General features: G+C 51.3%; 22 protein-coding genes, 1 other RNA gene and 1 riboswitch. Of the genes, 21 read left to right on the top strand and 2 right to left on the bottom strand.

Translation table 11 applies throughout. From position 1 onward, the window contains the following. The first annotated feature begins 47 nt into the window (after positions 1-47). The 6 genes from dnaJ (at position 48) to rpsU (ending at position 5,917) form a co-directional block, all read left to right on the top strand. Positions 48-1,214, top strand: a complete 1,167-nt coding sequence (gene dnaJ / locus FYJ84_RS07545; RefSeq protein ID WP_154406980.1) for a molecular chaperone DnaJ — start codon at positions 48-50, stop codon at positions 1,212-1,214. A 944-nt stretch (positions 1,215-2,158) separates the two neighbouring features. Beyond that, positions 2,159-3,121 carry a 50S ribosomal protein L11 methyltransferase gene (prmA, locus tag FYJ84_RS07540; protein ID WP_154406979.1) on the top strand — a complete coding sequence of 321 codons (963 nt, stop codon included), beginning with the start codon at positions 2,159-2,161 and terminating at the stop codon, positions 3,119-3,121. Positions 3,122-3,130: 9 nt separating this feature from the next. Beyond that, positions 3,131-3,883, top strand: coding sequence for a 16S rRNA (uracil(1498)-N(3))-methyltransferase (locus FYJ84_RS07535; RefSeq protein WP_154406978.1), 753 nt, complete (start codon positions 3,131-3,133; stop codon positions 3,881-3,883). Positions 3,884-3,886: 3 nt separating this feature from the next. Beyond that, on the top strand, positions 3,887-5,194 hold the full coding sequence (gene mtaB / locus FYJ84_RS07530) for a tRNA (N(6)-L-threonylcarbamoyladenosine(37)-C(2))-methylthiotransferase MtaB (protein WP_154406977.1): 1,308 nt from the start codon (positions 3,887-3,889) through the stop codon (positions 5,192-5,194). Between the two features lie 102 nt (positions 5,195-5,296). Beyond that, positions 5,297-5,641 (top strand): histidine triad nucleotide-binding protein, encoded by a 345-nt coding sequence (locus tag FYJ84_RS07525; RefSeq protein WP_154406976.1) that lies wholly within the window; start codon positions 5,297-5,299, stop codon positions 5,639-5,641. A 93-nt stretch (positions 5,642-5,734) separates the two neighbouring features. Next, a complete protein-coding gene (gene rpsU / locus FYJ84_RS07520) occupies positions 5,735-5,917 on the top strand; it encodes a 30S ribosomal protein S21 (RefSeq protein WP_154406975.1) in 183 nt (60 codons plus the stop codon). A 105-nt stretch (positions 5,918-6,022) separates the two neighbouring features. On the opposite strand, the gene FYJ84_RS07515 is transcribed toward rpsU, so the two are convergent. Beyond that, positions 6,023-6,985, bottom strand: a complete 963-nt coding sequence (locus FYJ84_RS07515) for a type I phosphomannose isomerase catalytic subunit (RefSeq protein ID WP_154406974.1) — start codon at positions 6,983-6,985, stop codon at positions 6,023-6,025. 433 nt (positions 6,986-7,418) lie between these two features. On the opposite strand from FYJ84_RS07515, the gene FYJ84_RS07510 reads away from it, so the two are divergent. The 3 genes from FYJ84_RS07510 to FYJ84_RS07500 are packed head-to-tail and all read left to right on the top strand — an operon-like array spanning position 7,419 to position 10,191. After that, on the top strand, positions 7,419-8,405 hold the full coding sequence (locus tag FYJ84_RS07510; protein ID WP_154406973.1) for a PTS sugar transporter subunit IIB: 987 nt from the start codon (positions 7,419-7,421) through the stop codon (positions 8,403-8,405). A 47-nt stretch (positions 8,406-8,452) separates the two neighbouring features. Then, complete coding sequence (locus FYJ84_RS07505) at positions 8,453-9,256, top strand: PTS mannose/fructose/sorbose transporter subunit IIC (RefSeq protein WP_154406972.1); 804 nt, start codon at positions 8,453-8,455, stop codon at positions 9,254-9,256. Between the two features lie 20 nt (positions 9,257-9,276). Further along, on the top strand, positions 9,277-10,191 hold the full coding sequence (locus FYJ84_RS07500; RefSeq protein ID WP_154406971.1) for a PTS system mannose/fructose/sorbose family transporter subunit IID: 915 nt from the start codon (positions 9,277-9,279) through the stop codon (positions 10,189-10,191). A gap of 269 nt (positions 10,192-10,460) precedes the next feature. Here the strand turns inward: FYJ84_RS07500 and FYJ84_RS07495 are convergent, their stop codons facing one another. Then, positions 10,461-11,462: a Gfo/Idh/MocA family protein gene (locus FYJ84_RS07495; protein ID WP_154406970.1), complete on the bottom strand. Its 1,002-nt coding sequence runs from the start codon at positions 11,460-11,462 to the stop codon at positions 10,461-10,463. A gap of 120 nt (positions 11,463-11,582) precedes the next feature. Here FYJ84_RS07495 and FYJ84_RS07490 point away from each other — a divergent pair, with 120 nt between their 5' ends. The 12 genes from FYJ84_RS07490 to dprA all read left to right on the top strand — a co-directional run bounded on the left by FYJ84_RS07490 (position 11,583) and on the right by dprA (position 22,148). Next, positions 11,583-12,413 carry an HD domain-containing protein gene (locus tag FYJ84_RS07490; RefSeq protein ID WP_154406969.1) on the top strand — a complete coding sequence of 277 codons (831 nt, stop codon included), beginning with the start codon at positions 11,583-11,585 and terminating at the stop codon, positions 12,411-12,413. A gap of 112 nt (positions 12,414-12,525) precedes the next feature. Continuing rightward, positions 12,526-14,202, top strand: a complete 1,677-nt coding sequence (locus FYJ84_RS07485) for a glutamine--tRNA ligase/YqeY domain fusion protein (protein ID WP_154406968.1) — start codon at positions 12,526-12,528, stop codon at positions 14,200-14,202. Between the two features lie 3 nt (positions 14,203-14,205). Beyond that, entirely contained in the window at positions 14,206-14,544 is a 339-nt protein-coding gene (locus FYJ84_RS07480; RefSeq protein WP_154406967.1) for a hypothetical protein, read from the top strand. A 103-nt stretch (positions 14,545-14,647) separates the two neighbouring features. Further along, entirely contained in the window at positions 14,648-15,934 is a 1,287-nt protein-coding gene (locus FYJ84_RS07475) for an ArsB/NhaD family transporter (RefSeq protein WP_154406966.1), read from the top strand. 180 nt (positions 15,935-16,114) lie between these two features. Further along, the gene (locus tag FYJ84_RS07470; protein ID WP_235901391.1) at positions 16,115-17,401 is read left to right on the top strand and encodes an ArsB/NhaD family transporter; all 1,287 of its coding nucleotides are present in this window, start codon (positions 16,115-16,117) and stop codon (positions 17,399-17,401) included. Between the two features lie 458 nt (positions 17,402-17,859). Continuing rightward, a complete protein-coding gene (gene dhiT, locus FYJ84_RS07465) occupies positions 17,860-18,126 on the top strand; it encodes a type II toxin-antitoxin system toxin DhiT (RefSeq protein WP_154406964.1) in 267 nt (88 codons plus the stop codon). Between the two features lie 14 nt (positions 18,127-18,140). Then, complete coding sequence (locus tag FYJ84_RS07460) at positions 18,141-18,428, top strand: DUF2442 domain-containing protein (RefSeq protein ID WP_154406963.1); 288 nt, start codon at positions 18,141-18,143, stop codon at positions 18,426-18,428. Positions 18,429-18,507: 79 nt separating this feature from the next. Further along, an RNA gene (gene rnpB / locus FYJ84_RS07455) (RNase P RNA component class A) lies at positions 18,508-18,878 on the top strand. 77 nt (positions 18,879-18,955) lie between these two features. Next, positions 18,956-19,162: riboswitch (cyclic di-AMP (ydaO/yuaA leader) on the top strand. A gap of 38 nt (positions 19,163-19,200) precedes the next feature. Beyond that, positions 19,201-19,830 (top strand): C40 family peptidase, encoded by a 630-nt coding sequence (locus FYJ84_RS07450; protein ID WP_154407002.1) that lies wholly within the window; start codon positions 19,201-19,203, stop codon positions 19,828-19,830. A 205-nt stretch (positions 19,831-20,035) separates the two neighbouring features. Then, positions 20,036-20,389 (top strand): dihydropteroate synthase, encoded by a 354-nt coding sequence (locus tag FYJ84_RS07445; protein WP_154406962.1) that lies wholly within the window; start codon positions 20,036-20,038, stop codon positions 20,387-20,389. Positions 20,390-20,523: 134 nt separating this feature from the next. After that, on the top strand, positions 20,524-20,886 hold the full coding sequence (locus FYJ84_RS07440; protein WP_277008082.1) for a dihydroneopterin aldolase: 363 nt from the start codon (positions 20,524-20,526) through the stop codon (positions 20,884-20,886). Positions 20,887-21,029: 143 nt separating this feature from the next. Then, the gene (gene dprA / locus FYJ84_RS07435; protein ID WP_154406961.1) at positions 21,030-22,148 is read left to right on the top strand and encodes a DNA-processing protein DprA; all 1,119 of its coding nucleotides are present in this window, start codon (positions 21,030-21,032) and stop codon (positions 22,146-22,148) included. The last annotated feature ends 37 nt before the right edge of the window (positions 22,149-22,185 follow it).

Here is a 22,185-nt window from a genome sequence, read left to right as displayed (position 1 = left end):
CAGCTCATATTTTCGTGTGATAATAAAAACAGGTAAAGGTGAGATAAATGAGCGAAAAGCGTGATTATTATGAGGTCCTGGGCTTAAAAAAGGGTGCCTCTGATGATGAAATCAAGAAAGCCTATCGCAAGATGGCGATTAAATATCACCCGGATCGCAATCTGAACAACAAGGAAGAAGCAGAAGCCCACATGAAGGAAATCAATGAGGCTTATGACGTACTGAAGGATCCTCAGAAGAAGGCCCAGTATGACCAGTTCGGCCATGATGCCTTCACTGCCGGTGGTGGCGGTGGCGGAGCCGGCGGCTTTGGGGGCTTCGGCGGCTTTGGCGGCGGTGGCTTCAGCGGCGGCTTTGGTGATTTTGGCGATATTTTTGATACCTTCTTCGGGGGCGGCGGCCGCAGCCAGGCCCGCAGGAACGGCCCTGAGCAGGGGGCGGATCTGCGCATGGATATTGAGCTGACCTTTGAGGAGGCGGCCTTTGGCGTAGAAAAGGAGCTGAAGGTTCCCCGCATGGAGAATTGTACGGCCTGCGGCGGTACCGGTGCGGCCAAGGGCACATCCCCTGAGGACTGCTCTAACTGCCATGGCACCGGCCAGGTGCAGTCCTATGCCAATACGCCGTTCGGCCGCATGGTGAACTCCCATGTCTGCGAGCGTTGCGGCGGTTCCGGCAAGATTATCAAGACGCCGTGCAAGGAGTGCGGCGGCCGGGGCCAGAAGAAGGTCAACAAGACTATCAAGGTGAAGATTCCGGCAGGTATTGATGAGGGACAGCGCATCCGCGTTTCCGGCGGCGGCCAGGCTGGCAAGCGGGGCGGCCCTAGCGGTGATCTTTATGTTTATGTTTATATCAAGAAGCATGAGCTGTTCACCCGTGAAGGATATGATGTGCTGTGTGAAGTGCCTGTTACCTTCGTGCAGGCTGCCTTGGGTGATACCATTGAGGTGCCTACCATCCACGGCAAGGTGGAGATGAAGGTGGCTGCCGGTACCCAGTCCGGCACTATTATGCGGCTACGGGGCAAGGGCATTCCGATGCTCCGCAGGAACGGCAATGGCGACCAGCATGTGCGCATCAAGGTGCTGACACCGCAGAAGCTGTCCGGCAGGCAGAAGGAACTCTTGAAGGAGTTTGCTGACCTCAGCGGCAACAAGGTAAATCCCGAGCAGGAAAGCTTTTTCAGCAAGGTGAAGAAGATATTCCAATAAATTTAAAAATTTCAGTTTATCGTAGTGCCGGTACGAGACTTTTGGAACATTAACGGATAAGTTTTGTTAGTTTGTGCACTCTGTTCAGATTAAAATGGGCTGAGCGGGACAGCTACCCATAGAAAACACGCTCTCGCTCCTAGTTGTGCCTAGCGGATGCTAAGCTTTTGCTGCGCCTGACGGCTTGCAAGTCGCTAAGCACCGAGGTACAACAAAGGTTTTCTATGGGTACTGTCCTCACTCATCCCTTTCTTTGTCTGAACAGATATAAACAAAATGACAGAACCACATACATTATTTGTTACCATAGTGCCCCATACAGCTTTACGAATAAGCCTGAAATAGGGGGGCTGGGAGCTGACGAGACCTGCTACTGCCAACAACTATGCAAGGCAACCTGCTCTTATAAACAGGCTTGTTTACTTGCACTATACGTTATGCAACGGTTGGCAATTGCAAGTTTCGTCAGCCTCCCGGCTCCCACTTTTCAGGCTTGCTCGTAAAGTCAGAATTAGTTGCTACAGTTGCATGCTAATTGAATGCAGTTGGATTATTATGTGCATATCTGTTCAGACACAAAGAGGGACAGGTGCGGCATGTACCCAAAGAAAACCTTGAGTGCAGCCTCGCTTCTTAGCAAGTGCGAGCGTAAGCGATGCAGGAGCTTAGAAGCGCGAGGCTGTGCTAAGAGCGAGAGCGAGTTTTCTATGGGTACTGCCGCTACCTGTCCCTTTTAAATGTCTGAACAGAGTCCACGAACTATCAAACTATTTCATTCAGTATATGCACGAAGTAACAAACCGGCACTACGACAAACTGAAATTTTCACATTGATATTGAACATTTTTTCTTGTATAATTACCTTTGCGATCAAGGCATGAGAAAATCCGCCCTGGGCTGATCATCTGAGGCGGTTTTATTTTGTATAGAGGAGGATTTTTGGCATGAAATGGTGCGAGGTCAGTATTCAGACTACCCATGAGGCGGTGGAGCTGATTGCGGAAATTTTCCGTGATCTGGGAGCCTCCGGAGTGGTGATTGAGGACCCGGAGCTGGTCAATGATTATATCACCTCCGGCAAGTGGGATTATACGGATATTCCCATTGCGACGGAGACGGAGATTGTAACGGAGAAGGCATATCTGCCGGTTAATGGGGAGCTGGAGGGCAGGCTGCAGACCTTCCGGCAGGAGCTGAAGGCCCTGGAGGGCAGGGGGGTGAATATTGCCCCGGGAACGATAGAGACCAGTGAGCTGCAGGATGAGGACTGGTCCGATACCTGGAAGCAGTATTTCCACACGGAAAAGCCAGGGGAAAGGGTTGTTATCAAGCCTACCTGGGAAAGCTATGAGCCGGAGGCCGATGAGGTTGTCATCGAGCTGGATCCGGGTGCTGCTTTCGGCACCGGCACCCATGCCACCACTTCCATGTGCATCCGCCAGCTGGAGAAGCTGGTGAAGCCGGGCATGAACGTCTTTGATGTGGGCACAGGTTCCGGCATTTTGTCCATTATTGCCGCCAAGCTGGGGGCGCAGGAAATCCAGGCGGTGGATTATGATGATTCCGTGCTGAAAATCGTGGAGGAAAACCTGGCTCAGAACAAGGTTCAGGATATTGTTTCCGTTGCCCAAAGTGACTTGATGCAGAATATTCACGGCAAGGCGCAGCTGGTGATTGCCAATATTATTGCGGATATCATCATCCGACTCTTTGACCAGCTGGATGAACACCTGGAGCCGGGGGGGACTTTGCTCACCAGCGGCATTATTGAGGACAGGATTGAGGATGTGCTGGCTGCGGCAGAGGCTCATGGATATGCCGTGGCGGAGCGCATGGAAAATAAGGGCTGGGCCTGCATCACTTTCAGACGCAAGGCTGATTTGCAGGCGGCTGCCGGAAAGGCGTGAGGTCAGCCCATGCGGAGGATTTTTATCAAGGACCTTTTGCAGGAGGAGCTGGTAATTACTGGCGGCGATGCCCATCATCTGGGCAGGGTGATGCGGGCGAAGGCCGGTGACCGCATTCTGGTGGCTGATGACGAGGGCAAGGTGGGCGAGTATGAGCTGACCGGCTTTACGGAAAGCTCCGTGTCCATGAAGCTGGTGCAGCAGGTGGAGGAACGGACGGAGTCCCCGGTGGAGATTGTGCTTGCCCAGTGCCTGCCCAAGGGGGACAAGCTGGATTTGATTGTCCAAAAGGCCACGGAGCTGGGGGTAAACGTGATTGTGCCCCTGGCCAGCGACAATTGCGTGGTCAGGTATGACGGCAAAAAGGCAAAGGCCAAGCAGGAAAAGTGGCAGAAAATAGCCGATGAGGCAGGCAAGCAGTGCGGCAGGAGCCGCCTGCCGGAGGTGCAGCAGGTGCAGCCTTTCCGCCAGTGGCTGAGGGAAGCAGCTGATGGAAAGAGGGATGATACTGCTGTCTGCATGTGCTATGAAAATGAGCTGCAGCAGGGCATGAAGGATTTTTTGCAGGGGCAGAGGGCAGCAAAACGATTTGTAGTTATCATCGGCCCGGAGGGGGGCTTTTCTTTGGCTGAGGCGGCTCTTGCCAAGGAGCTGGGCATTGCCTCTGTCAGCCTGGGCACCAGGATTTTGCGGGCGGAGACAGCTGCCATCAGCGCGGCGGCTGTGATCCAGTATGAGAACGGCGATTTAGGAGGGAGATAGATTTTGGCAAGTGCAGCATTTGTTACCCTTGGCTGCAAGGTAAATCAGTTTGAGACCGAGGTCATGGAAGGGCTTTTCAAGGAGGCCGGCTATGAGATTGTGGAGCATAGCCAGCCGGCGGATGTGTACGTTATCAACACCTGCTCCGTTACCAGCCTGGGCGACAAGAAATCCCGTCAGCTGATTCGCCGCGTCCAGAGGCAGAATTCTGAGGCAATTATCGCCGTGACCGGCTGCTATGCCCAGATTGCCCCGGAGCAGATCAAGGCGATTGAGGGCGTCAGGGTGGTGCTGGGCACGGCAAACCGCCGCCGCATCGTGGAATACGTGGATCAGGCAATCCTGCAGAACGGCAAAATCATCGACGGGGTGACGGATATCATGAAGGTGCGGGAGTTTGAGGATATTCCCCTGCTGGACATGCCAACCAGGACCAGGGCATTTCTCAAGATTCAGGAGGGCTGCACCAATTTCTGCAGCTACTGCATTATCCCCTTCACCCGGGGGCCTTTGCGCTCCCGTCCCCTGGACAGCGTGCGCCGGGAGGCAGAGAAGCTTTTGGCCAACGGCTTCAAGGAAATCGTCTTTACTGGCATCCATCTGGGGGCATACGGCAGGGATTTCAAGGATGGCACCAGCCTGGCGGATGCGGCAAGGGCAGTGCTGGACCTGCCGGGGCTGCGCCGCCTGAGGCTCAGCTCCCTTGAGTCCATCGAGCTTTCCGATGAGCTTCTGGCCCTGCTCAGGGACAATCCGAAGTTTAGCCATCACCTGCACCTGCCCTTGCAGGCAGGCTCTGATGATGTGCTGAAAAGGATGAACCGCCACTATGACCGGGGGGAGTTTTCCCGGCTTTTGGCCAGGGTAAGGGACGCCGTGCCGGGAGTTTCCGTGTCTACGGATGTGATAGTGGGCTTTCCGGGGGAGACGGAGGAAATGTTTGCGGAGAGCCTTGAGTATATCCGCAGCCTGGAATTTTCCCGGATGCATGTTTTTCCATACTCGCCCCGTACCGGCACTCCGGCAGCGGAGATGCCTGACCAGGTGCCGGAGCCTGTCAAGAAGGAGCGGGTGCACCGTATGCAGGCTGTGGCAGGGGAGATGGCACAGGAATACTGCCGGTCCTATCTGGGGACAACCCAGAGGGTGCTGCTGGAAACCGATACTGATGGTGAGAAGGACGGGCTGACCGATACCTATATCCGTGTCTATACCAATGATGAGGCAGAACTGGGAGAAATTTACGATGTTTGCCTGGAACGATTGTATAAAGACGGAGTTTATGGTACAATAATAAATACGGCTGATTAATATTATTAATGGCCGAATCAGCTGCAAAGTGCTGTCTTGCCGGCTGCCTGACTGGCTGGCAGATATTGTTTTGCAGCAGCAAGAGGCGAGGAGGTGTACAAAATGGCAGATTGTATTTTTTGCAAAATTGCAGCAAAGGAAATTCCGGCTACTGTGGTCTACGAGGACCAGCTGGTTCTTGCCTTCAAGGATTTGGAGCCCCAGGCACCTTTTCACGCCCTGGTTATTCCCAAGAAGCACATTGAGAGCGTGGGGACCCTGACTCCTGAGGACAAGGAGCTGGCAGGCCATATCATGTGCGAGGTTATCCCTGCAATTGCCAAGGAAAACAAGCTGGACAATGGCTTCCGGGTGGTAGCCAATACCGGCGAGGACGGCGGTCAGACCGTGAAGCACCTGCATTTTCATGTGCTGGGCGGTCGCTCCATGCAGTGGCCACCGGGTTAATTTGGTGTTGACAACATATACCTGATTTTGATATAATAATCAGGTGTAGTTGAAAAATACACTCCCAAGTCAATTGGAGGGGGGGAAAAATAGATGGCAAACGAGATTAAGGTTGGTAAGAATGAGACCATTGATAGCGCTCTCCGCAGGTTCAAGCGTATGAGCCAGAAGGCTGGTACCTTGGCTGAGGTAAGGAAGCGCGAGCATTACGAAAAGCCAAGTGTACGCCGCAAGAAGAAGTCTGAGGCAGCACGCAAGCGCAAGTTCCGTGCATAATAGCTTTTTAGCCTTTGGCTAGTCTGTGACGAGTACAGATATGAATAATAAAGCCGCAGCTGTAGCAGCTGCGGCTTTTAATTTTTCCGTTTTTCAGGCTGTATATTACAATGTAGTGAAAATCAAACTTGCCTTGCCGCTGAGCTGATAATCCCCCATATTGGCTGGCAGGAACACGGTCTGGCCTGCCGGCATGTCCAGCAGGGTTTCCCCGGCGGTCAGGGTGAGGCTGCCCTCCAGGACGGTGAAGGTCTGGAAGGATTCACTGCCTGCGGTCAGGCTGACAGTGCCGTCAACCTTTACCCCGTATGTGGTGAAATAGTCGCAGGCTGCCAAAAGCTCTCCCCCGCAGTCAGGGGAAAGGGCGACGATTTCCTTTTCATCCTTCAAAGGCAGCGGCTCCAGGGAGCACACCTCGGAGCCTTGCTTTACATGGAGCTGCCGTGGCTTGCCGTCATTGCCCAGCCTGCCGTAGTCGTAGAGGCGGTAGGTGGTGTTGGAGTTCTGCTGCACCTCTGCCAGCAGGATGCCCTTGCCGATGGCGTGGATGGTACCGGCAGGAATGAAGAAGACGTCTCCCTTCTTTACCGGCGCATGATGGCAGATGTCGGTGATGGTGCCATTTTGCAGGCTGTCAGCCAGCTCCTGGGCAGTGATTTTCTTCTCTACGCCATAGAGAAGCTCTGCTCCCGGCTCTGCTTCGATGACGTACCACATCTCGGTCTTGCCGTATTCACCCTCGTTTTTCAGGGCGTATTCATTGTCAGGATGAACCTGTACGGAAAGATTGTCCTTGGCATCAATGAGCTTAATCATGATCGGGAAGTTTTCAAATGCCTGTGCCTTGCTGCCCAGGATGCCCCTGCCCTGTTCCTGAATGTACTGAGTCAGGGTTTTGCCCTGTGCCTCGCCGTTGGTGATGATGCTTGGCCCGTCCTGATGGCAGGACAGCTCCCAGCTCTCAGCTAGCTTGTCGGCTGCGGAAACCTTGTTGTATTTTTCCCGGAGCTTGGTGCCGCCCCAGATATAATCCTTGACAGGAGCCTGCATTAATAATGGGTAAGACATAGTTACTTCTTCCTTTCTCTTACATATATGCAATAAAATTTATATCCTTATTATAAATAAAATATATCCTATTGTCAAAGCTTATCTTGTTTGACATAACTTTTTCTTGTTTTTATGAAATAGTGCAAAAATTCTCGAAAAAGTTCAAAAAAACCAAAATGTACAATAAAGGCATAGGATACAAAATAATAACAAAAGATTTCTGTTTCATGCAATGTTAACTATTAAAAAATATTATTGTCTCTAAGTTAACTAGACTTTTATCCTAAAGAAAATTTATGATATAATATTAATTCAAGTGAAAATATGTGAAAATTATAACAATAAAATTTTCCTATAAAAATGGTTTATAAATGATATGAAATATGTTACAATAACTTATGGTTGAAATGAAACAACCAAAACGGCTTTTCTGTCAGAGGGGAGGACTAATATGACAGGGATTATTTTGGCCAGCCATGGTGGGCTGGCAGAAGGAGTTAAGCAGTCAGCCGGAATGGTTTTCGGGCCTCAGGAAGACCTGGTTGCAGTTACGCTGCTGCCGGAGGATGGTCCGGATAAGTTCCGTGAGAAGCTTTTGGCTGCTGTAGATTCTCTTTCTAACAAGGACGAGGTTATTTTCTTAGTGGATTTGCTGGGTGGCACACCATTCAACCAGTCCAGCGCGATTCTGAACGGCCACGAGGACAAGTGGGCTATCGTTACCGGCCTCAGCCTGCCAATGCTGATTACTGCATTGGGCGAGCGCATGGGTGACGAGAACATTTCTGCTCATGATATGGCAAAGAACATTCTTGGCCCATCCCGTGAGGGCGTTACCGTAATGCCTGAGTCTCTGGAACCTGCTCCGGTTGCTGCAGCTGCTGCTGCGCCGGAAGCTGTAGGTGCTATTCCGGAGGGCACTGTGCTGGGCGACGGCCACATCAAGTATGTACTGGCCCGTGTTGACTCACGTCTGCTTCACGGCCAGGTGGCAACCAGCTGGACCAAGAGCGTAAAGCCTGACCGCATCATCGTTGTATCCGATGCTGTTGCAAAGGACGAGCTGCGCAAGGGCCTGATTACCAAGGCTGCGCCTCCGGGTGTAAAGGCGCATGTTGTTCCTTTGAAGAAGATTATCGAGGTGGAGAAGGATCCTCGCTTTGGCGCAACCAAGGCTATGCTTCTTTTTGAGAACCCTCAGGATGCCCTGGCTGTTATCAAGGCAGGCGTATCCATCAAGCAGCTGAACATCGGCTCCATGGCTCATTCCGTAGGCAAGGTGCTGGTAAACAAGGTTATTTCCATGGATCAGAAGGATGTTGATACCTTCAAGGAGCTGAAGAAGCTGGGCATTTCCTTCGACGTGCGCAAGGTGCCTGCTGATGCAGCTGACAATCTTGATGCTTTGATCAAGAAGGCAGAGGACGGCCTGAAGTAATTATTTTTTTATAAAAATTGTCCAATTAAAGATTTGGAGGTTATATTATGGGTACTCTTACCTTAATTGGTATTATTATCGTATCTCTCCTGGCTGGTATGGAGAGCGTAATGGATGAATTTGAATTCCATCAGCCAATCCTGGCTTGCTCCTTGATTGGTATTGTTGCCGGTGATCCTGTTCCATGTATCATTCTGGGCGGTACGCTCCAGATGATTGCACTGGGCTGGGCAAATATCGGTGCTGCTGTTGCTCCTGATGCTGCTTTGGCATCCGTTGCTTCCGCTATTATCCTCATTCAGGGCGGACAGGGCGTAGCCGGTATTCCTACCGCTATCGGTATTGCTATTCCTCTGGCAGTAGCAGGCCTGTTCACCACCATGATTGTTCGTACTCTGTCCGTGCCTATCGTGCACATGATGGACGGTGCTGCTGAGAAGGGCAGCTTCGCCGCTATCGAGTTCTGGCAGATTGTTGCCGTGCTCATGCAGGGTGCCCGTATCGCTATTCCTGCTGTTGCTCTCTGCTTCATTCCTGCAGAGGTTGTACAGGCAGGCCTGCAGTCCATTCCTGAGTGGCTGACCACCGGTATGGCTATCGGCGGCGGCATGGTTGTTGCCGTAGGTTATGCTATGGTTATCAACATGATTGCCAACAAGGAGACCTGGGCATTCCTTATCCTGGGCTTCTGCGTGGCTGCACTGACTGAGATCACCCTTATCTCCCTGGGTGCTATCGCTATGGCTATGGTTATGATTTACCTCCACCTGTCCGAGAACGGTGGCGGCAATGGCGGCTCCGGCAATGGCGGCAGCAAGGACCCTATCGGCGATATTCTGGATGATTATTGATTGAGAAAGTGGTGATTGACATGGCAGATAACAAGATTACTCTTAGCAAGTCTGACCGTTTGATGGTTTGCTTGCGTTCAACATTTTGGCAGGCTTCCTGGAACTATGAGCGTATGCAGAACGGTGGTTATGCATTTGCAATGATTCCAGCCATCAAGAAGCTGTATAAGGAAAAGGCTGACCAGATTGCCGCTTTGAAGCGCCATATGGAGTTCTTCAACACTCATCCGTATGTTGCTTCCCCAATCGTAGGCGTTACCCTGGCTCTGGAGCAGGAGAAGGCCAACGGCGCTGCTGTTGACGATGCTGCTATTCAGGGTGTTAAGGTTGGTATGATGGGTCCTCTGGCCGGTATCGGTGACCCTGTATTCTGGTTCACCCTGCGTCCTATCCTGGGTGCAATGTGTGCTTCCATCGCTATGGACGGCAACATGCTTGGCCCAATCATGTTCTTCCTCCTGTGGAACATTCTCCGTTTTGGTTTCATGTGGTATACTCAGGAGTTCGGCTACAAGGTTGGCAGCCAGATTACTGAGAACCTGTCCGGCAACCTGCTGACCAACATCACCCGCGGTGCTTCCATCCTGGGTATGTTCGTGCTTGGTGCTTTGGTACAGAGGTGGGTAAGCATTAAGTTTGCCCCTGTTGTTTCCAGCATTCAGCTCAGCAAGGGTGCTTATATCGAGTGGGATCAGCTCCCTGCTGGCGGCGAGGGCATCAAGACTGCTATCCAGCAGTTCTCCTCCGGCATGGCTCTGGAGCCTGTGAAGGTTACTACCCTGCAGAATAACTTGGATGCACTCATTCCTGGCCTTGTTCCGCTGCTGCTGACTCTGCTCTGCATGTGGCTTTTGAAGAAGGGTGTTTCTCCAATCGTTATCATCCTGGCTCTGTTTGCTGTAGGTATTGGCGCACATCTCATCGGTCTGATGTAATGGGCTGTGCCTTGGGCATAATTTGCTAATTTTAAAGGTCCTGTCACCGGTTTTGGCTGGTGACAGGACCTTTTTGATATTAATATCCATCAAACGGCAGCCCCATGACATTACTCACGAAAACACGCTCTCGCTCCTAGTTGCACCTAGCGGATGCTAAGCTCTTGCTACGCCTGCGGCTTGCAAATCGCTAAGCACCGAGGTGCAACAAAGGTTTTCGTTGAGTAATTGCCATGGGGCTTTTGTTCCCTGCTGACTTGCAATGTTTATTATTTGTCAAGAGTGGTGTCAGCTGGGAAATGGATGCCTGCTGACAGGCGGGCTTTTTCGGCGGTTTCGGCTACTTGCAGGGAGATGGTCAGGTAATGGTCCCGGGCGGCGAAGTCACCGGCGGCGAAGATATCGGCAAAGTCCTTGAATTCATGTGCCAGGCGGTGGGAATAGGAATTCAGGGCGTAGTGCTCCGGCTCCTGCTTCCTAAGGCACAGGTCAACGGAAGGCAGCTCCCCCGGCACGCCGTCGCAGCGTAGCCAGCCCTTTTCGCCCTGGATGGTGCAGCCGCTGGGGCTGTCTGAGTCCTTGGCACCTGTGGCAATGGCCGGGAAACCATCGTATTGCAGCAGGGCGGCCCCGGAGGTATCGATGCCGTTGAAGCCGATGTTGGCAATGTAGGAAACGGATTTCGGGGCACCGAACAGCCCGATGATCAGGTTCAGGTTGTAGATGTTGATATCGTAGAGGGAACCGCCGGAGAGGTTAATGTCAAAGGCCGGCAGTACCTCCCTTTGCAGGTATTTGTCATAGCGGCTGGAATACTGGGAGTAATTTGCCTGCACCATGGTAATCCTGCCCAGCTGTGGCAGCAGCTCCCTGAGCTTGGCGTAGTTTGGCATGTGCAGCAGGGAGACCGCCTCAAAGAGAAAGAGCTTTTTGCTCTGTGCCAGCTCTGCCAGGAGTTTCACTTCCCGCAGATTGGAAGCAAATGGCTTTTCCACGATGACGTTTTTGCCAGCCAGCAGCGCCTCCCGGGTATAGGAGAAATGGGCGCTGTTGATGAGCCCGATATAGACGAAATCTATGTTCGGGTTCTGGAGAAATTCGTTGTAGTCGGTATAGATGGATGGGATATGGTACTGTTCTGCCAGGGCTTCCCCCTTTTCCAGGCTGTGGGGACGGACGAAGATAGCCGTTACCTGTACTTCCTCTACCTCCTGCAAGGCCAGGAGAACTTCCTTGACGATGCCGCCGGAGCCTGCGATACCTAGTTTCATATGTGTGTACCTCCTTGTTTTTAGCTTATGTATATATTATACACTAAAGTAATCTGATATGCTTATTGTACAATGAGGAAATTTTTGGTACAATTTTTTTGTTTGCAGGAGGTGTTGTATTTGCAGGAAATATTGAAGGAAGCCCATCGATGGATGGACGAATATATGAAATCCTTTTACTGTGATGACAAGGATATAATGTTTGGCATCCGCATGAAGGAGCAGCACACGGGCTATGTGACTGCCCATGCCAGGGAGCTGGCACTGTATTTGAAGCTGGATGAGCAGGATGCCGGGCTGGCGGAGCTGACGGGGCTTTTGCATGATGTGGGGCGGTTTCGCCAGTGGCAGCTGTACAAGACCTTTGTAGATGCCCAGTCGGAGGACCATGCGGATCTGGGCGTCAAGGTCATCAGGGAGCTGCCCTTTTTTGGCAAATTGACAGAGGCTGATAGGGAGGTGCTGCTATTTGCCATCGGCAACCACAACAAGAAGGAAATTCAGCAGACAAATTCTAAGCGTAAGCTTTTATTTGCCAGGCTCATCCGGGATGCGGACAAGCTGGATATTTTTCGGGTGCTGGCTCCCTATCTGACGGTGGATAAGGATGCCGGGCAGCAGTCTGCCGCTATTCAGCGGTTTATGAAGGGGCCAAATGGGGAGGCTACCGGGGAGAAGGGCATCTTTGCACCGGGGTTCCTGGAGCGGTTCGTCAACGGCCAGCAGGTGGATTACACTATGATCCGTACCAATGAGGACAGGAAGCTGGTGCGCCTCATGTGGGTGTACGACGTAAATTTTGCCTGGACATTGCAGCGGATCAGGGACAAGGGCTACATTGATGCCATCATAGCTAACCTGCCTCAGCTGCCACAGGTGGAGCTGGGCGTGCATCGGCTGAAAAAATATGTAGCTGAAAAATGTGCAGTTGAAGATGTTGTATGCAGCTAATATACATTACGAGAAAACAATATTAAAGTGTACAGCATTTTATCTAGATTTATCATACAAATTATGGTATAATAAGCAGGACTAAAGATGATTAATTAAGGAGGCAAATTTCATGCCTGAAATTTTGAATACTACTTCTAATTTTATCCAGAATGAAATAAATAATGATTTGCAGAACGGCCGCTATGGGGAGGGGGTCCATACCCGTTTTCCGCCGGAGCCTAACGGCTACCTGCATGTGGGACATGCCAAGTCCATCTGCCTGAACTTCGGGCTGGCCCAGCAGTATGGGGGCAAGTGCAACCTGCGCTTTGATGACACTAACCCGGTGAAGGAGGATGTGGAGTACGTTGACTCCATTCAGGCGGATGTAAAGTGGCTGGGCTTCAGCTGGGATGACAGGATGTTTTACGCATCTGATTATTTTGGGCAGCTGTATGATTTTGCGGTTCAGCTTATCCAGGCTGGCAAGGCCTATGTGGATGACAGCACGGCGGAGGAAATCCGTGCCATGCGCGGCACTCTTACGGAGGCTGGCAAGGAAAGCCCTTACAGGAACCGCAGCGTTGAGGAAAACATGGATTTGTTCACCCGCATGAAGAAGGGCGAGTTCGGTGACGGGGAGAAGGTGCTCCGTGCCAAAATTGACATGGCTTCTCCGAATATCAACATGCGGGACCCTGTCATCTACCGCATTGCCCATACCACCCATCATCGCACCGGGGATGAGTGGTGCATCTATCCGATGTACGATTTTGCCCATCCGCTGTCGGATGCCATCGAGGGGATTTCCCACTCCATCTGTACATTGGAGTTTGAGGACCACAGGCCTCTGTATGACTGGCTGCTGGAGGCTGTTGGCTTTGATGCGGCTACCCGTCCGCGGCAGATTGAGTTTGCCCGTCTGAATCTCACCAATACCGTTACCAGCAAGCGGAAGCTCCGCCAGCTGGTGGAGGAAGGCTATGTGTCCGGCTGGGATGACCCGAGGATGCCGACTATTTCCGGCCTGCGCCGCCGGGGCTATACCCCTGCCGCCATCCGGGCTTTCTGCCGGGAGGTGGGCGTGGCCAAGGCCAACAGCCTGGTGGATGTGGCTATGCTGGAGCATTGCGTCCGGGATGACCTGAACAATAATGCTGACCGTATTATGGCAGTGCTTCGCCCGCTGAAGGTGGTTATTACCAACTACCCTGAGGGGCAGAAGGAGTATATGCTGGCGGAGAACCATCCTTTCAAGGGCGGTCACCGCTATGTGCCATTTACGCGGGAGCTGTATATAGAGCAGGAGGATTTCATGGAGGAGGCTCCGAAGAAATTCTTCCGCTTGAAGCCTGATGGGGAGGTGCGCCTGAAGCACGGCTACATCATCAAGTGCGATGAGGTAGTGAAGAATGAGGATGGCAGCATCAGGGAGCTGCGCTGCAGCTACGACCCTGAGTCCAAGACCGGCGGTGCTACGGCAAACCGCAAGGTGAAGGGGACTATCCATTGGGTTTCTGCCGAGGATGCAGTCAGGGCAGAGGTCCGTCTCTATGATTATCTCATTGAGACGGATGAAAAGGGAGAGGTTCCGGCAGATTTTCTGGCTGCTGTGAACAAGAACTCCCTGGAGGTGCTGCATGACGCCCTCGTTGAGCCAAGCGTCCGCCTGACAGCAGAGGGGACTCATTATCAGTTCCTGCGTCAGGGTTATTATGTGGTTGATAAGGATTCTACCCCTGAGCATCTGGTGTTCAACCGGGTGGTAGGGCTGAAGGATTCCTGGGCGAAGGCAAAGAAGGGGTAAGACATGGCAAAAATTCCCAAGGGGCTGTCTGACAAGGATATGCTGCAGGGCTATGTGGAGCAGGTAACGCTGGAATCCCAGTTCCTGGCCGCAGAGGAAGCGGAGGACAAGCGCCGCCGTGCCCGGGCAGGCCTGTCCAAGCCGGAGAAGAATATCGCCCTCACAGGCTTTACGGATGACCTGACAGAGGAGCTGGGCAGGAAGCTGCTGGAGCTGAAGATGGAGCTTTTCCGGGACGGCATCAAGAACTACACCATGAAGGTCAAAAAGGACGGGCAGAGCATTATCATCAAGCCGGTGGAAACCAGGCAGAAGACCGGCGGAAAATCTGTCCGCAAGTGATTTTCAAGGCAGCGTTATTGTACCAATCATGTGCTGTGGCACAAAACCAAGAAAATGCGTTGGGTCGAAGGTAAAAGCGTATTTATAAGAAGGAGGCATAAATTTGTTTGACTCTACTACTATTGCGGTGACAATTTTCATCATCGCTTATGCACTGATTATCTCCGAGAAGGTGCATCGTACTATTGTTGGTATTTTCGGTGCGATGCTCATGATCATGTTTGGCATCCTTTCACAGGAAACTGCCATTCATCACATTGATTTCAATACCCTCGGTCTTTTGATGGGTATGATGATTATTGTCAACATTACGGCAGAGACGGGATTGTTCAACTTTTTGGCAATCTGGGCTGCCCAGAGGGTAAAGGCGCAGCCGATGAAGCTGCTGCTGGCCCTGGCCACCCTGACGGCTGTCTGCTCCGCTTTGCTGGACAATGTTACTACAGTGCTTTTGACCGTACCTGTAACCTTTAGTATTACATCTCAGTTGAAGGTAGATGTTAAGCCGTTCCTGATGGCGCAGATTTTGGCTTCCAACATTGGCGGTACTGCCACCCTGGTAGGCGATCCGCCAAACATCATGATCGGTTCCGCCGTTGGCCTGAGCTTTTTGGATTTCATCCTGAACCTGGCTGCACCGGCTGTTGTGATTTTCATCGTGACTACCTTTATCCTGGAATTCCTCTACGGCAAGGGGCTGCACACCACCCCTGAGCTGCAGGCACAGGTAATGAAGCTGAAGCCTGCCAAGCAGATTTCTGATCCTGCCCTCTTGAAGCGCTGCCTGTTCGTGCTGGCACTGACTATGGGGCTGTTCGTAGCTCACGGTGCATTGGGGCTGGAGTCTGCCACTGCCGCCATGTTCGGTGCAGGTTTGCTGCTTCTCCTGACCTTTACCCGTGATGAGGAAAAGATTGCCAAGGTGCTCAGCAAGATTGAGTGGCTGGCTATCTTCTTCTTTGCCGGCCTGTTCATACTGGTTGGTGCTTTGGTAGAGACCGGCGTTATCAAGATGCTGGCTGCTGAGGCCATGACGATTACTGAGGGCTCTGTGGAGGCTACCGCTATCCTCATCCTCTGGATGAGCGCCATCGCTTCTGCTTTCGTGGACAATATCCCGTTTGTTGCCACCATGATTCCGCTGATTAAGGATATGGGTGCTATGGGTATTGCCAACCTGGATCCTCTGTGGTGGTCCCTGGCACTGGGCGCCTGCCTGGGCGGCAACGGTACCCTGATTGGTGCCAGTGCCAACGTGGTGGTTGCCTCTTTGGCAGCCCAGCACGGCCAGCAGATTTCCTTTATCGGGTTTATGAAGGTGGCATTCCCGTGCATGATTTTGTCCATCATCATGTCTACTGCCTATGTATATCTGAGATATCTGATGTAATCCACACAAGCTCCGCTTTGCGCCGTTGTGCGAAGCGGAGCTTCTCGTTTTTACAATTCTATACCGTAAGCCTAATCCATTCCCGCAATTGTTCTTTTACGAGATATGCTTTAGACAAACGATATAATGCTTTATTTAAAGAATTTAAGCTGCTTAAGCTATTTAAAGGAGGCAATTACATTGTTTGACTCGACATCTATCGCGGTGACAATCTTTATTGTCGCTTATGCGCTGATTATTTCGGAAAAGGTGCATCGCACCATTGTAGGTATCTTTGGTGCCATGCTCATGATTATGTTTGGCATTCTTTCCCAGGAAACTGCTATCCATCATATTGACTTCAATACTCTGGGGCTCCTGATGGGCATGATGATTATCGTCAATATTACGGCGGAGACGGGATTGTTTAACTTTCTGGCCATTTGGGCGGCTCAGAAGGTCAAGGCGCAGCCTATGAAGCTGCTGCTGGCCCTGGCTACCCTGACGGCTGTCTGCTCCGCTTTCCTGGATAATGTTACTACCGTGCTTTTGACAGTGCCGGTTACCTTCAGCATCACTGCCCAGCTGAAGGTGGATGTAAAGCCATTCCTGATGGCGCAGATTATGGCATCCAATATCGGCGGCACGGCAACTTTGGTAGGTGACCCGCCAAATATCATGATTGGCTCTGCGGTGGGGCTGAGCTTTATGGACTTTATTGTTAATCTGGCACCTGTGTCCATCGTGATTTTCATTGTGACGGTGTTCATCCTTGAGGCATTGTACGGCAAGTCCCTGCATACCACTCCTGAGCTGCAGGCCCAGGTCATGAAGCTGAACCCAAGGAAGCAGATTACGGATACTTCGCTTTTGAAGCGTTGCCTCTTTGTGCTGTTCCTGACTATGGGGCTGTTTGTGGCCCATGGGGCATTGGGGCTGGAGTCTGCCACGGCTGCCATGTTCGGTGCAGGTCTTTTGCTGCTGATTACCTTTACCCGGGACGAGGAAAAGATTGCCAAGGTACTGGGCAAGATTGAGTGGCTGGCCATCTTCTTCTTTGCCGGTTTGTTTATACTGGTTGGCGCTTTGGTGGAGACTGGCGTTATCAAGATGCTGGCTGCGGAGGCTATGAAGATTACCGAGGGCTCCGTGGAGGCTACCTCAATCCTTATTATCTGGATGAGTGCCGTTGCTTCTGCCTTTGTGGATAATATTCCGTTTGTGGCTACCATGATTCCGCTGATTAAGGACATGGGGGCTATGGGCATTACCAACCTGGACCCGCTGTGGTGGTCTTTGGCACTGGGGGCCTGCCTGGGGGGCAACGGCACTTTGATCGGTGCCAGCGCCAATGTGGTGGTTGCCTCTCTGGCAGCACAGCACGGGCAGCAGATTTCCTTTATCGGGTTTATGAAGATTGCCTTTCCGTGCATGATTTTGTCTATCATCATGTCCACCGGCTATGTGTATTTGCGCTACCTCATGTAATTTGAGGATTTCAGTTTTTCGTAGTGCTTGATCGTTACTTCGTGCATATACTAATGATGTAGTTTGATATTTCGTGGATTCTGTTCAGACATTATAAAGGGACAGGTAGCGGCAGTACCCATAGAAAACTCGCTCTCGCTCTTAGCACAGCCTCGCGCTTCTAAGCTCCTGCGTCGCTTACGCTTGCACTCGCTAAGAAGCGAGGCTGCACTCAAGGTTTTCTTTGGGTACATGCCGCACCTGTCCCTCTTTGTGTCTGAACAGATATGCACATAGTTATCAACTATACTCTGCTGTACGCTACCAAGGTAATCAATCTGACTTTACGAAAAAGCTGAAAAGGGGGAGCCGGGAGGCTGACGAAACTTGCTACTGCCGACCGCTGTATAAACTGAAATTTCCAGTTTTGGGGGGGTATTGGCGATGTGATATAATATAAAAGGGGAGAAGGTGATATTATGCCGGAAATAAGCCGTTTCATGGGAATGATTATAACCATGTATTGTTTTGATGATGAGCGGCATCATAAGCCGCATGTTCATGTGAGATATGGTGAGTATAAATGCTCTGTATCTATTGATGGCTCGTTGCTGGCTGGCAAGATACCTGAGAAGCAGCTGAAAATCCTGACAGCATGGCTGCTCATTCATGAGGCAGATTTGTACAAAGAGTGGAATAAGGCTGTTAAGGGTGAAAATCCTGCTAAAATCAGCCCACTGAGATAAAGGAGGACAAGCATATGTATGTAGTAAATGGTGTTGCCTATGCCGATGATTTGAAAGCTGATGCAGAAATAGAAGATTTCAAGATTCTTGACCGGCTGTATATGCTGGTGACATTTTCAGGTGGGGAGAAGCGCATTTTTGATGTTGAGCCTTTGTTGCAGTATCCTGCGTACAGGGAGCTGGAAAAGCAGGAAGTCTTTGATACAGCCAGGCTGAATGGCGGTACGATAACCTGGCTGAATGGGGCAATAGATGTCAGCCCGGAAAAGGTTTATGAGATTAGTTATCCTTATGAAGGATGAGGCAGATTTGTACAATAAATCTTATCTATAATGTAGGAAATTGACACCTAATTTTGTTTATGCTATAATGTTGCTGTTGTAAGTGTGAAAGACAATCGCTGGTGCTGTGCACTTGTGCGCATGTGCTTGAGGAAAGTCCGGGCTCCACAGGGCAGTGTGCTGGATAACGTCCAGCGGGGGTGACCCCAGAGATAGTGTCATAGAAACGGAAACCGCCTAAGCAGGTCCGCCTGCCGGCAAGGATGGAAAGGTGCGGTAAGAGCGCACCAGCAGCCAGGTGACTGGCTGGCTTGATAAACCTCACATGGAGCAAGACCGAATAGGGAAGGATACGAGGCGGCCCGCTGACCTTCCGGGTGTGTCGCTAGAGCTGTCAGGCAACTGGCAGTCCAGATAAATGATTGTCACCGCGCAAGCGGAACAGAACTCGGCTTATTGAGCACTTATAATTTTATAAAAAATTTTTGGCATCAGGCAGGACTTTGGTCCGCCTATGTCGAATACTACAACAGAAATGGGTTTTATTTTTATATAAAAAGCCTAATCCAGCCCAGGAGCGGGGGAACCAAATTATTAATTCTAGTGTGAAAGCGGCATGGTGAAGAAACATGTGGCGGAAGCATAAAGGTTATTGGGGTGAATTATAAGCGGCGGCTTCGGCAAGACCGCGAAGAAAGGGTGTATCTCCACCCTAACCCGACAGCTAACCTCGTAGGCGAAAAGAGAGAGGAGTGTCTTTTTGGGTAGCGTAAAACGTATTTTGGTGCTATCTATGATGATGTGCCTGTTTTCAGCGGTGGCTTTTGCATCAGCTTTCCGCATGGGAGATCAGGGCAGCGAGGTAGCGGAGATTCAGGGGCAGCTGGCTAGTCTTGGTTATGATGTAGCGGCAGATGGGGATTTCGGTCCTGCAACGGCGGAGGCAATCAAGTCTTTTCAGAGTTCTCGGGGGCTGGAGGCTGACGGTCTGGTCGGTCCTAGTACCTATTCGGCTCTTATGGGACGCAGCATGCCTCAGGTAAGCCGCAGCTCGAACTACATCTCACGCAGGGTAGTGGCCAACTCCATGAATTATCTTGGTGTGCCGTATGTTTTTGGCGGTACCTCGCCAAGCGGGTTTGATTGCTCCGGCTATGTGCGCTATGTATTCGCCAATGCCGGTATTTATCTGCCTCGTACAGCAGATGCGCAGTATGAGGTTGGTATGCCGGTTTCCAGGGGCGAGCTGGTGCCTGGTGATCTGGTCTTTTTCTCAACCTATGAGTACGGACCGTCTCATGTAGGCATTTATCTGGGGGACAGCAGCTTTATCAATGCATCTTCCAGCCGTGGCGTAGCCATTGATTCCTTGAACAGTGGTTACTGGGGCTCCTGCTATATTGGTGCCCGCAGGGTTTTGTAAAGTTATTTTAAGGGGCGTTGTCCGCCCCTTGTTTTTTTGCAAAAAAATAGAATTGGCTAAAGCCAATTCCGGCTAGTCAGCGAAAATGTCATCCCAGAATGTGTAGGAAATCATCGTCAGCAGCAGCACCAGTATTGCCAAGTCTCCCATTTTTTGCCTCCTGAAAAATAGTTTATAGGTACATTATAATGGAAAGAGGTTGTTTATGCAAATTGTCCAGATAAATAATGCAAATGCGGCAGCAAAAGCCATGCAGGAAATCGGTGTCACCAGCCGCGGTGTGGAGATTATGGTAGAAAAGGCCCTGTTTCAGGCCATCAGGCTGGAAAGGGTGGATACCAGGGCTGCCAACATCCTGAAGCAGACCATGCTCAGCCAGGGAGCGGAGGCGGCGGTGTCCGCTGCCACCATAAACCTGGCAGCTCCTTATACGGATGTGCTGGTGCTGGCAACGGTGGCACAGCTGCGCCGGGCGATTCCGCGGCTGCAGGAGCAGCCCTGGGGGCTGAAGGCGGTTGCCAAAGAACTGGAAGAATATATTAATGGGATAATGGCATGAGGATGATATTTGCTTGGGTCACAAGTCCTATTTTTAGAAAATTTTGTTTTTTGGCAGGAAATATGCTTCCTGTGGCGAAATATTATAAAAGCGTAATTGTTTTGAATTTATTTACAGATTGGAGATGTGTTGCTGTGGCAAAAATCAGATTGGTAAACATGATGTTATATGGCTTCCACGGAACTTATGAGTATGAGCGTGAGCTGGGGCAGAAGTTTTATTTTGATGTGGAGGCTGTCACCAAGGACGATGGCGTAATCGAGAATGACGAATCCAATGACAATGTGCATTCCACTGCCATCTACGCTACGGTGAAGGAAACTGTGGAAAATAAGCGTTTCAGCCACATGAGGGCACTGGCAGGGCATATTGCGGACAAGCTGCTCTCCCAGTATCCAAGCCTGGCAGAGGTGACGGTTACTGCCCGCAGGAACAATGCCACTATTACGGGGCCGATGGATTATGTGGAGGTAGAGGTCACCCGCAGGGCAAAATAATATTATATATTAATATATATATTAATATTAATATACATATTAAAGCTGTTAATGACGATGTAATTAACAGCTTATTTTTTTTGATAAAATATTGATTTTTTTAAAGAAAAGGGATATTATAGCGGCAGGCGAGGTGAAGAAGTATGGAAAAATTTTTTCTGGCTGCCCTGCAGGGGGTTAATGGGCTGGGCGGCAAGAGAATCAGGCGGCTGGCAAATTATTTTGGTTCCGCCATGGAAGTGTGGCAGGCAGGGGAAGGGGAGCTCCGGCAGGCGAAAATACTGGATGAGGGCGTGCTGGAAAGCCTGCTGCTGGCCAGGCGTGGGCAGCCTGATCTGCCTGAGAGGCTTCAGGAGGAATGCGGCAGGAAGGGCATCAGCCTGTGCACCATTGAGGATGGGGAGTATCCCGGGCTTTTGAAGGAGATAAACAATCCGCCCCTGGCGCTGTTTTACCGGGGCAGGCTGGCGGAGAGGCCACGGCTTGCCATGGTGGGCTCAAGGCGTGTCAGCGCCTACGGCAGGAATGTGGCGGAGTCCCTGGGCAGCTCCCTGGCGGCAGCCGGCTTTGCGGTGGTCAGCGGCGGAGCCATGGGTGTGGATACCTGCAGCCATCAGGGTGCCCTGAAAAAGGGCATTACTGAGGCTGTGCTGGGCTGCGGCGTGGATGTGGTTTATCCGGCAGGCAATGGCAGGCTGCTGGCGGAGATTGCGGAAAAGGGGGCGGTGATTTCCGAGTACCTGCCGGGCACCCGTCCCCTGGCAGGCAATTTTCCAGCCAGGAACCGCATTATCAGCGGCATGTGCCTGGGGACTATCGTGGTGGAGGCGGCCAAGAGAAGCGGCTCCCTGATTACGGCAGAGATGGCGGTCAGCGAGGGCAGGGATGTCTTCGCGGTGCCCGGCAGCATCTTTTCCCCTGTCAGCACAGGCTGCCACCGGCTGATTCAGCAGGGGGCCAAGCTGGTTATTGACAGTCATGATATTATTGAGGAGTATCCGGAATTTGCAAAAAAACGCAATAAAAAGAAAAATATTGATGAAAAAAATAAAACTCATGCTATAATAACGGAGACGGAGGAACGCATTTTGCAGGTTTTGCAATTTGATGAGCCCCTGTCCATTGACGAGGTAATCTATCGGCTGCATGGCGGTGATGTTGCCAATGCGGCATTTGTGTTGTTACAGCTGGAGTTTAAGGGGTTAGTACGGTCGGATGACCTTCACCGTTACGTCCGTACAGTGAAGGAAGGAGTTTTGTGAGCAAGGTGCAGGCAGAAGCTGAGATAAAAGAAGCAGG

This window comes from Anaerovibrio slackiae, from assembly GCF_009695585.1.
Classification (GTDB): Bacteria; Bacillota; Negativicutes; order Selenomonadales; family Selenomonadaceae; genus Anaerovibrio; species Anaerovibrio slackiae.
Note: the sequence above shows the minus strand (reverse complement) of the source record. Positions and strands in the feature narration are given on the sequence as shown.

Excerpts from the sequence above, each read along its gene's own strand:
- FYJ84_RS07480 (WP_154406967.1), top strand. The coding sequence starts at position 14,206 with ATGGCAAAAATTCCCAAGGGGCTGTCTGACAAGGATATGCTGCAGGGC.
- FYJ84_RS07485 (WP_154406968.1), top strand. The coding sequence starts at position 12,526 with ATGCCTGAAATTTTGAATACTACTTCTAATTTTATCCAGAATGAAATA.
- FYJ84_RS07510 (WP_154406973.1), top strand. The coding sequence starts at position 7,419 with ATGACAGGGATTATTTTGGCCAGCCATGGTGGGCTGGCAGAAGGAGTT.
- FYJ84_RS07445 (WP_154406962.1), top strand. The coding sequence starts at position 20,036 with ATGCAAATTGTCCAGATAAATAATGCAAATGCGGCAGCAAAAGCCATG.
- FYJ84_RS07500 (WP_154406971.1), top strand. The coding sequence starts at position 9,277 with ATGGCAGATAACAAGATTACTCTTAGCAAGTCTGACCGTTTGATGGTT.
- FYJ84_RS07505 (WP_154406972.1), top strand. The coding sequence starts at position 8,453 with ATGGGTACTCTTACCTTAATTGGTATTATTATCGTATCTCTCCTGGCT.
- FYJ84_RS07495 (WP_154406970.1), bottom strand. The coding sequence starts at position 11,462 with ATGAAACTAGGTATCGCAGGCTCCGGCGGCATCGTCAAGGAAGTTCTC.
- dhiT (WP_154406964.1), top strand. The coding sequence starts at position 17,860 with ATGCCGGAAATAAGCCGTTTCATGGGAATGATTATAACCATGTATTGT.
- prmA (WP_154406979.1), top strand. The coding sequence starts at position 2,159 with ATGAAATGGTGCGAGGTCAGTATTCAGACTACCCATGAGGCGGTGGAG.
- FYJ84_RS07450 (WP_154407002.1), top strand. The coding sequence starts at position 19,201 with ATGATGATGTGCCTGTTTTCAGCGGTGGCTTTTGCATCAGCTTTCCGC.
- FYJ84_RS07525 (WP_154406976.1), top strand. The coding sequence starts at position 5,297 with ATGGCAGATTGTATTTTTTGCAAAATTGCAGCAAAGGAAATTCCGGCT.
- FYJ84_RS07535 (WP_154406978.1), top strand. The coding sequence starts at position 3,131 with ATGCGGAGGATTTTTATCAAGGACCTTTTGCAGGAGGAGCTGGTAATT.
- dprA (WP_154406961.1), top strand. The coding sequence starts at position 21,030 with ATGGAAAAATTTTTTCTGGCTGCCCTGCAGGGGGTTAATGGGCTGGGC.
- FYJ84_RS07515 (WP_154406974.1), bottom strand. The coding sequence starts at position 6,985 with ATGTCTTACCCATTATTAATGCAGGCTCCTGTCAAGGATTATATCTGG.
- rpsU (WP_154406975.1), top strand. The coding sequence starts at position 5,735 with ATGGCAAACGAGATTAAGGTTGGTAAGAATGAGACCATTGATAGCGCT.
- dnaJ (WP_154406980.1), top strand. The coding sequence starts at position 48 with ATGAGCGAAAAGCGTGATTATTATGAGGTCCTGGGCTTAAAAAAGGGT.
- FYJ84_RS07460 (WP_154406963.1), top strand. The coding sequence starts at position 18,141 with ATGTATGTAGTAAATGGTGTTGCCTATGCCGATGATTTGAAAGCTGAT.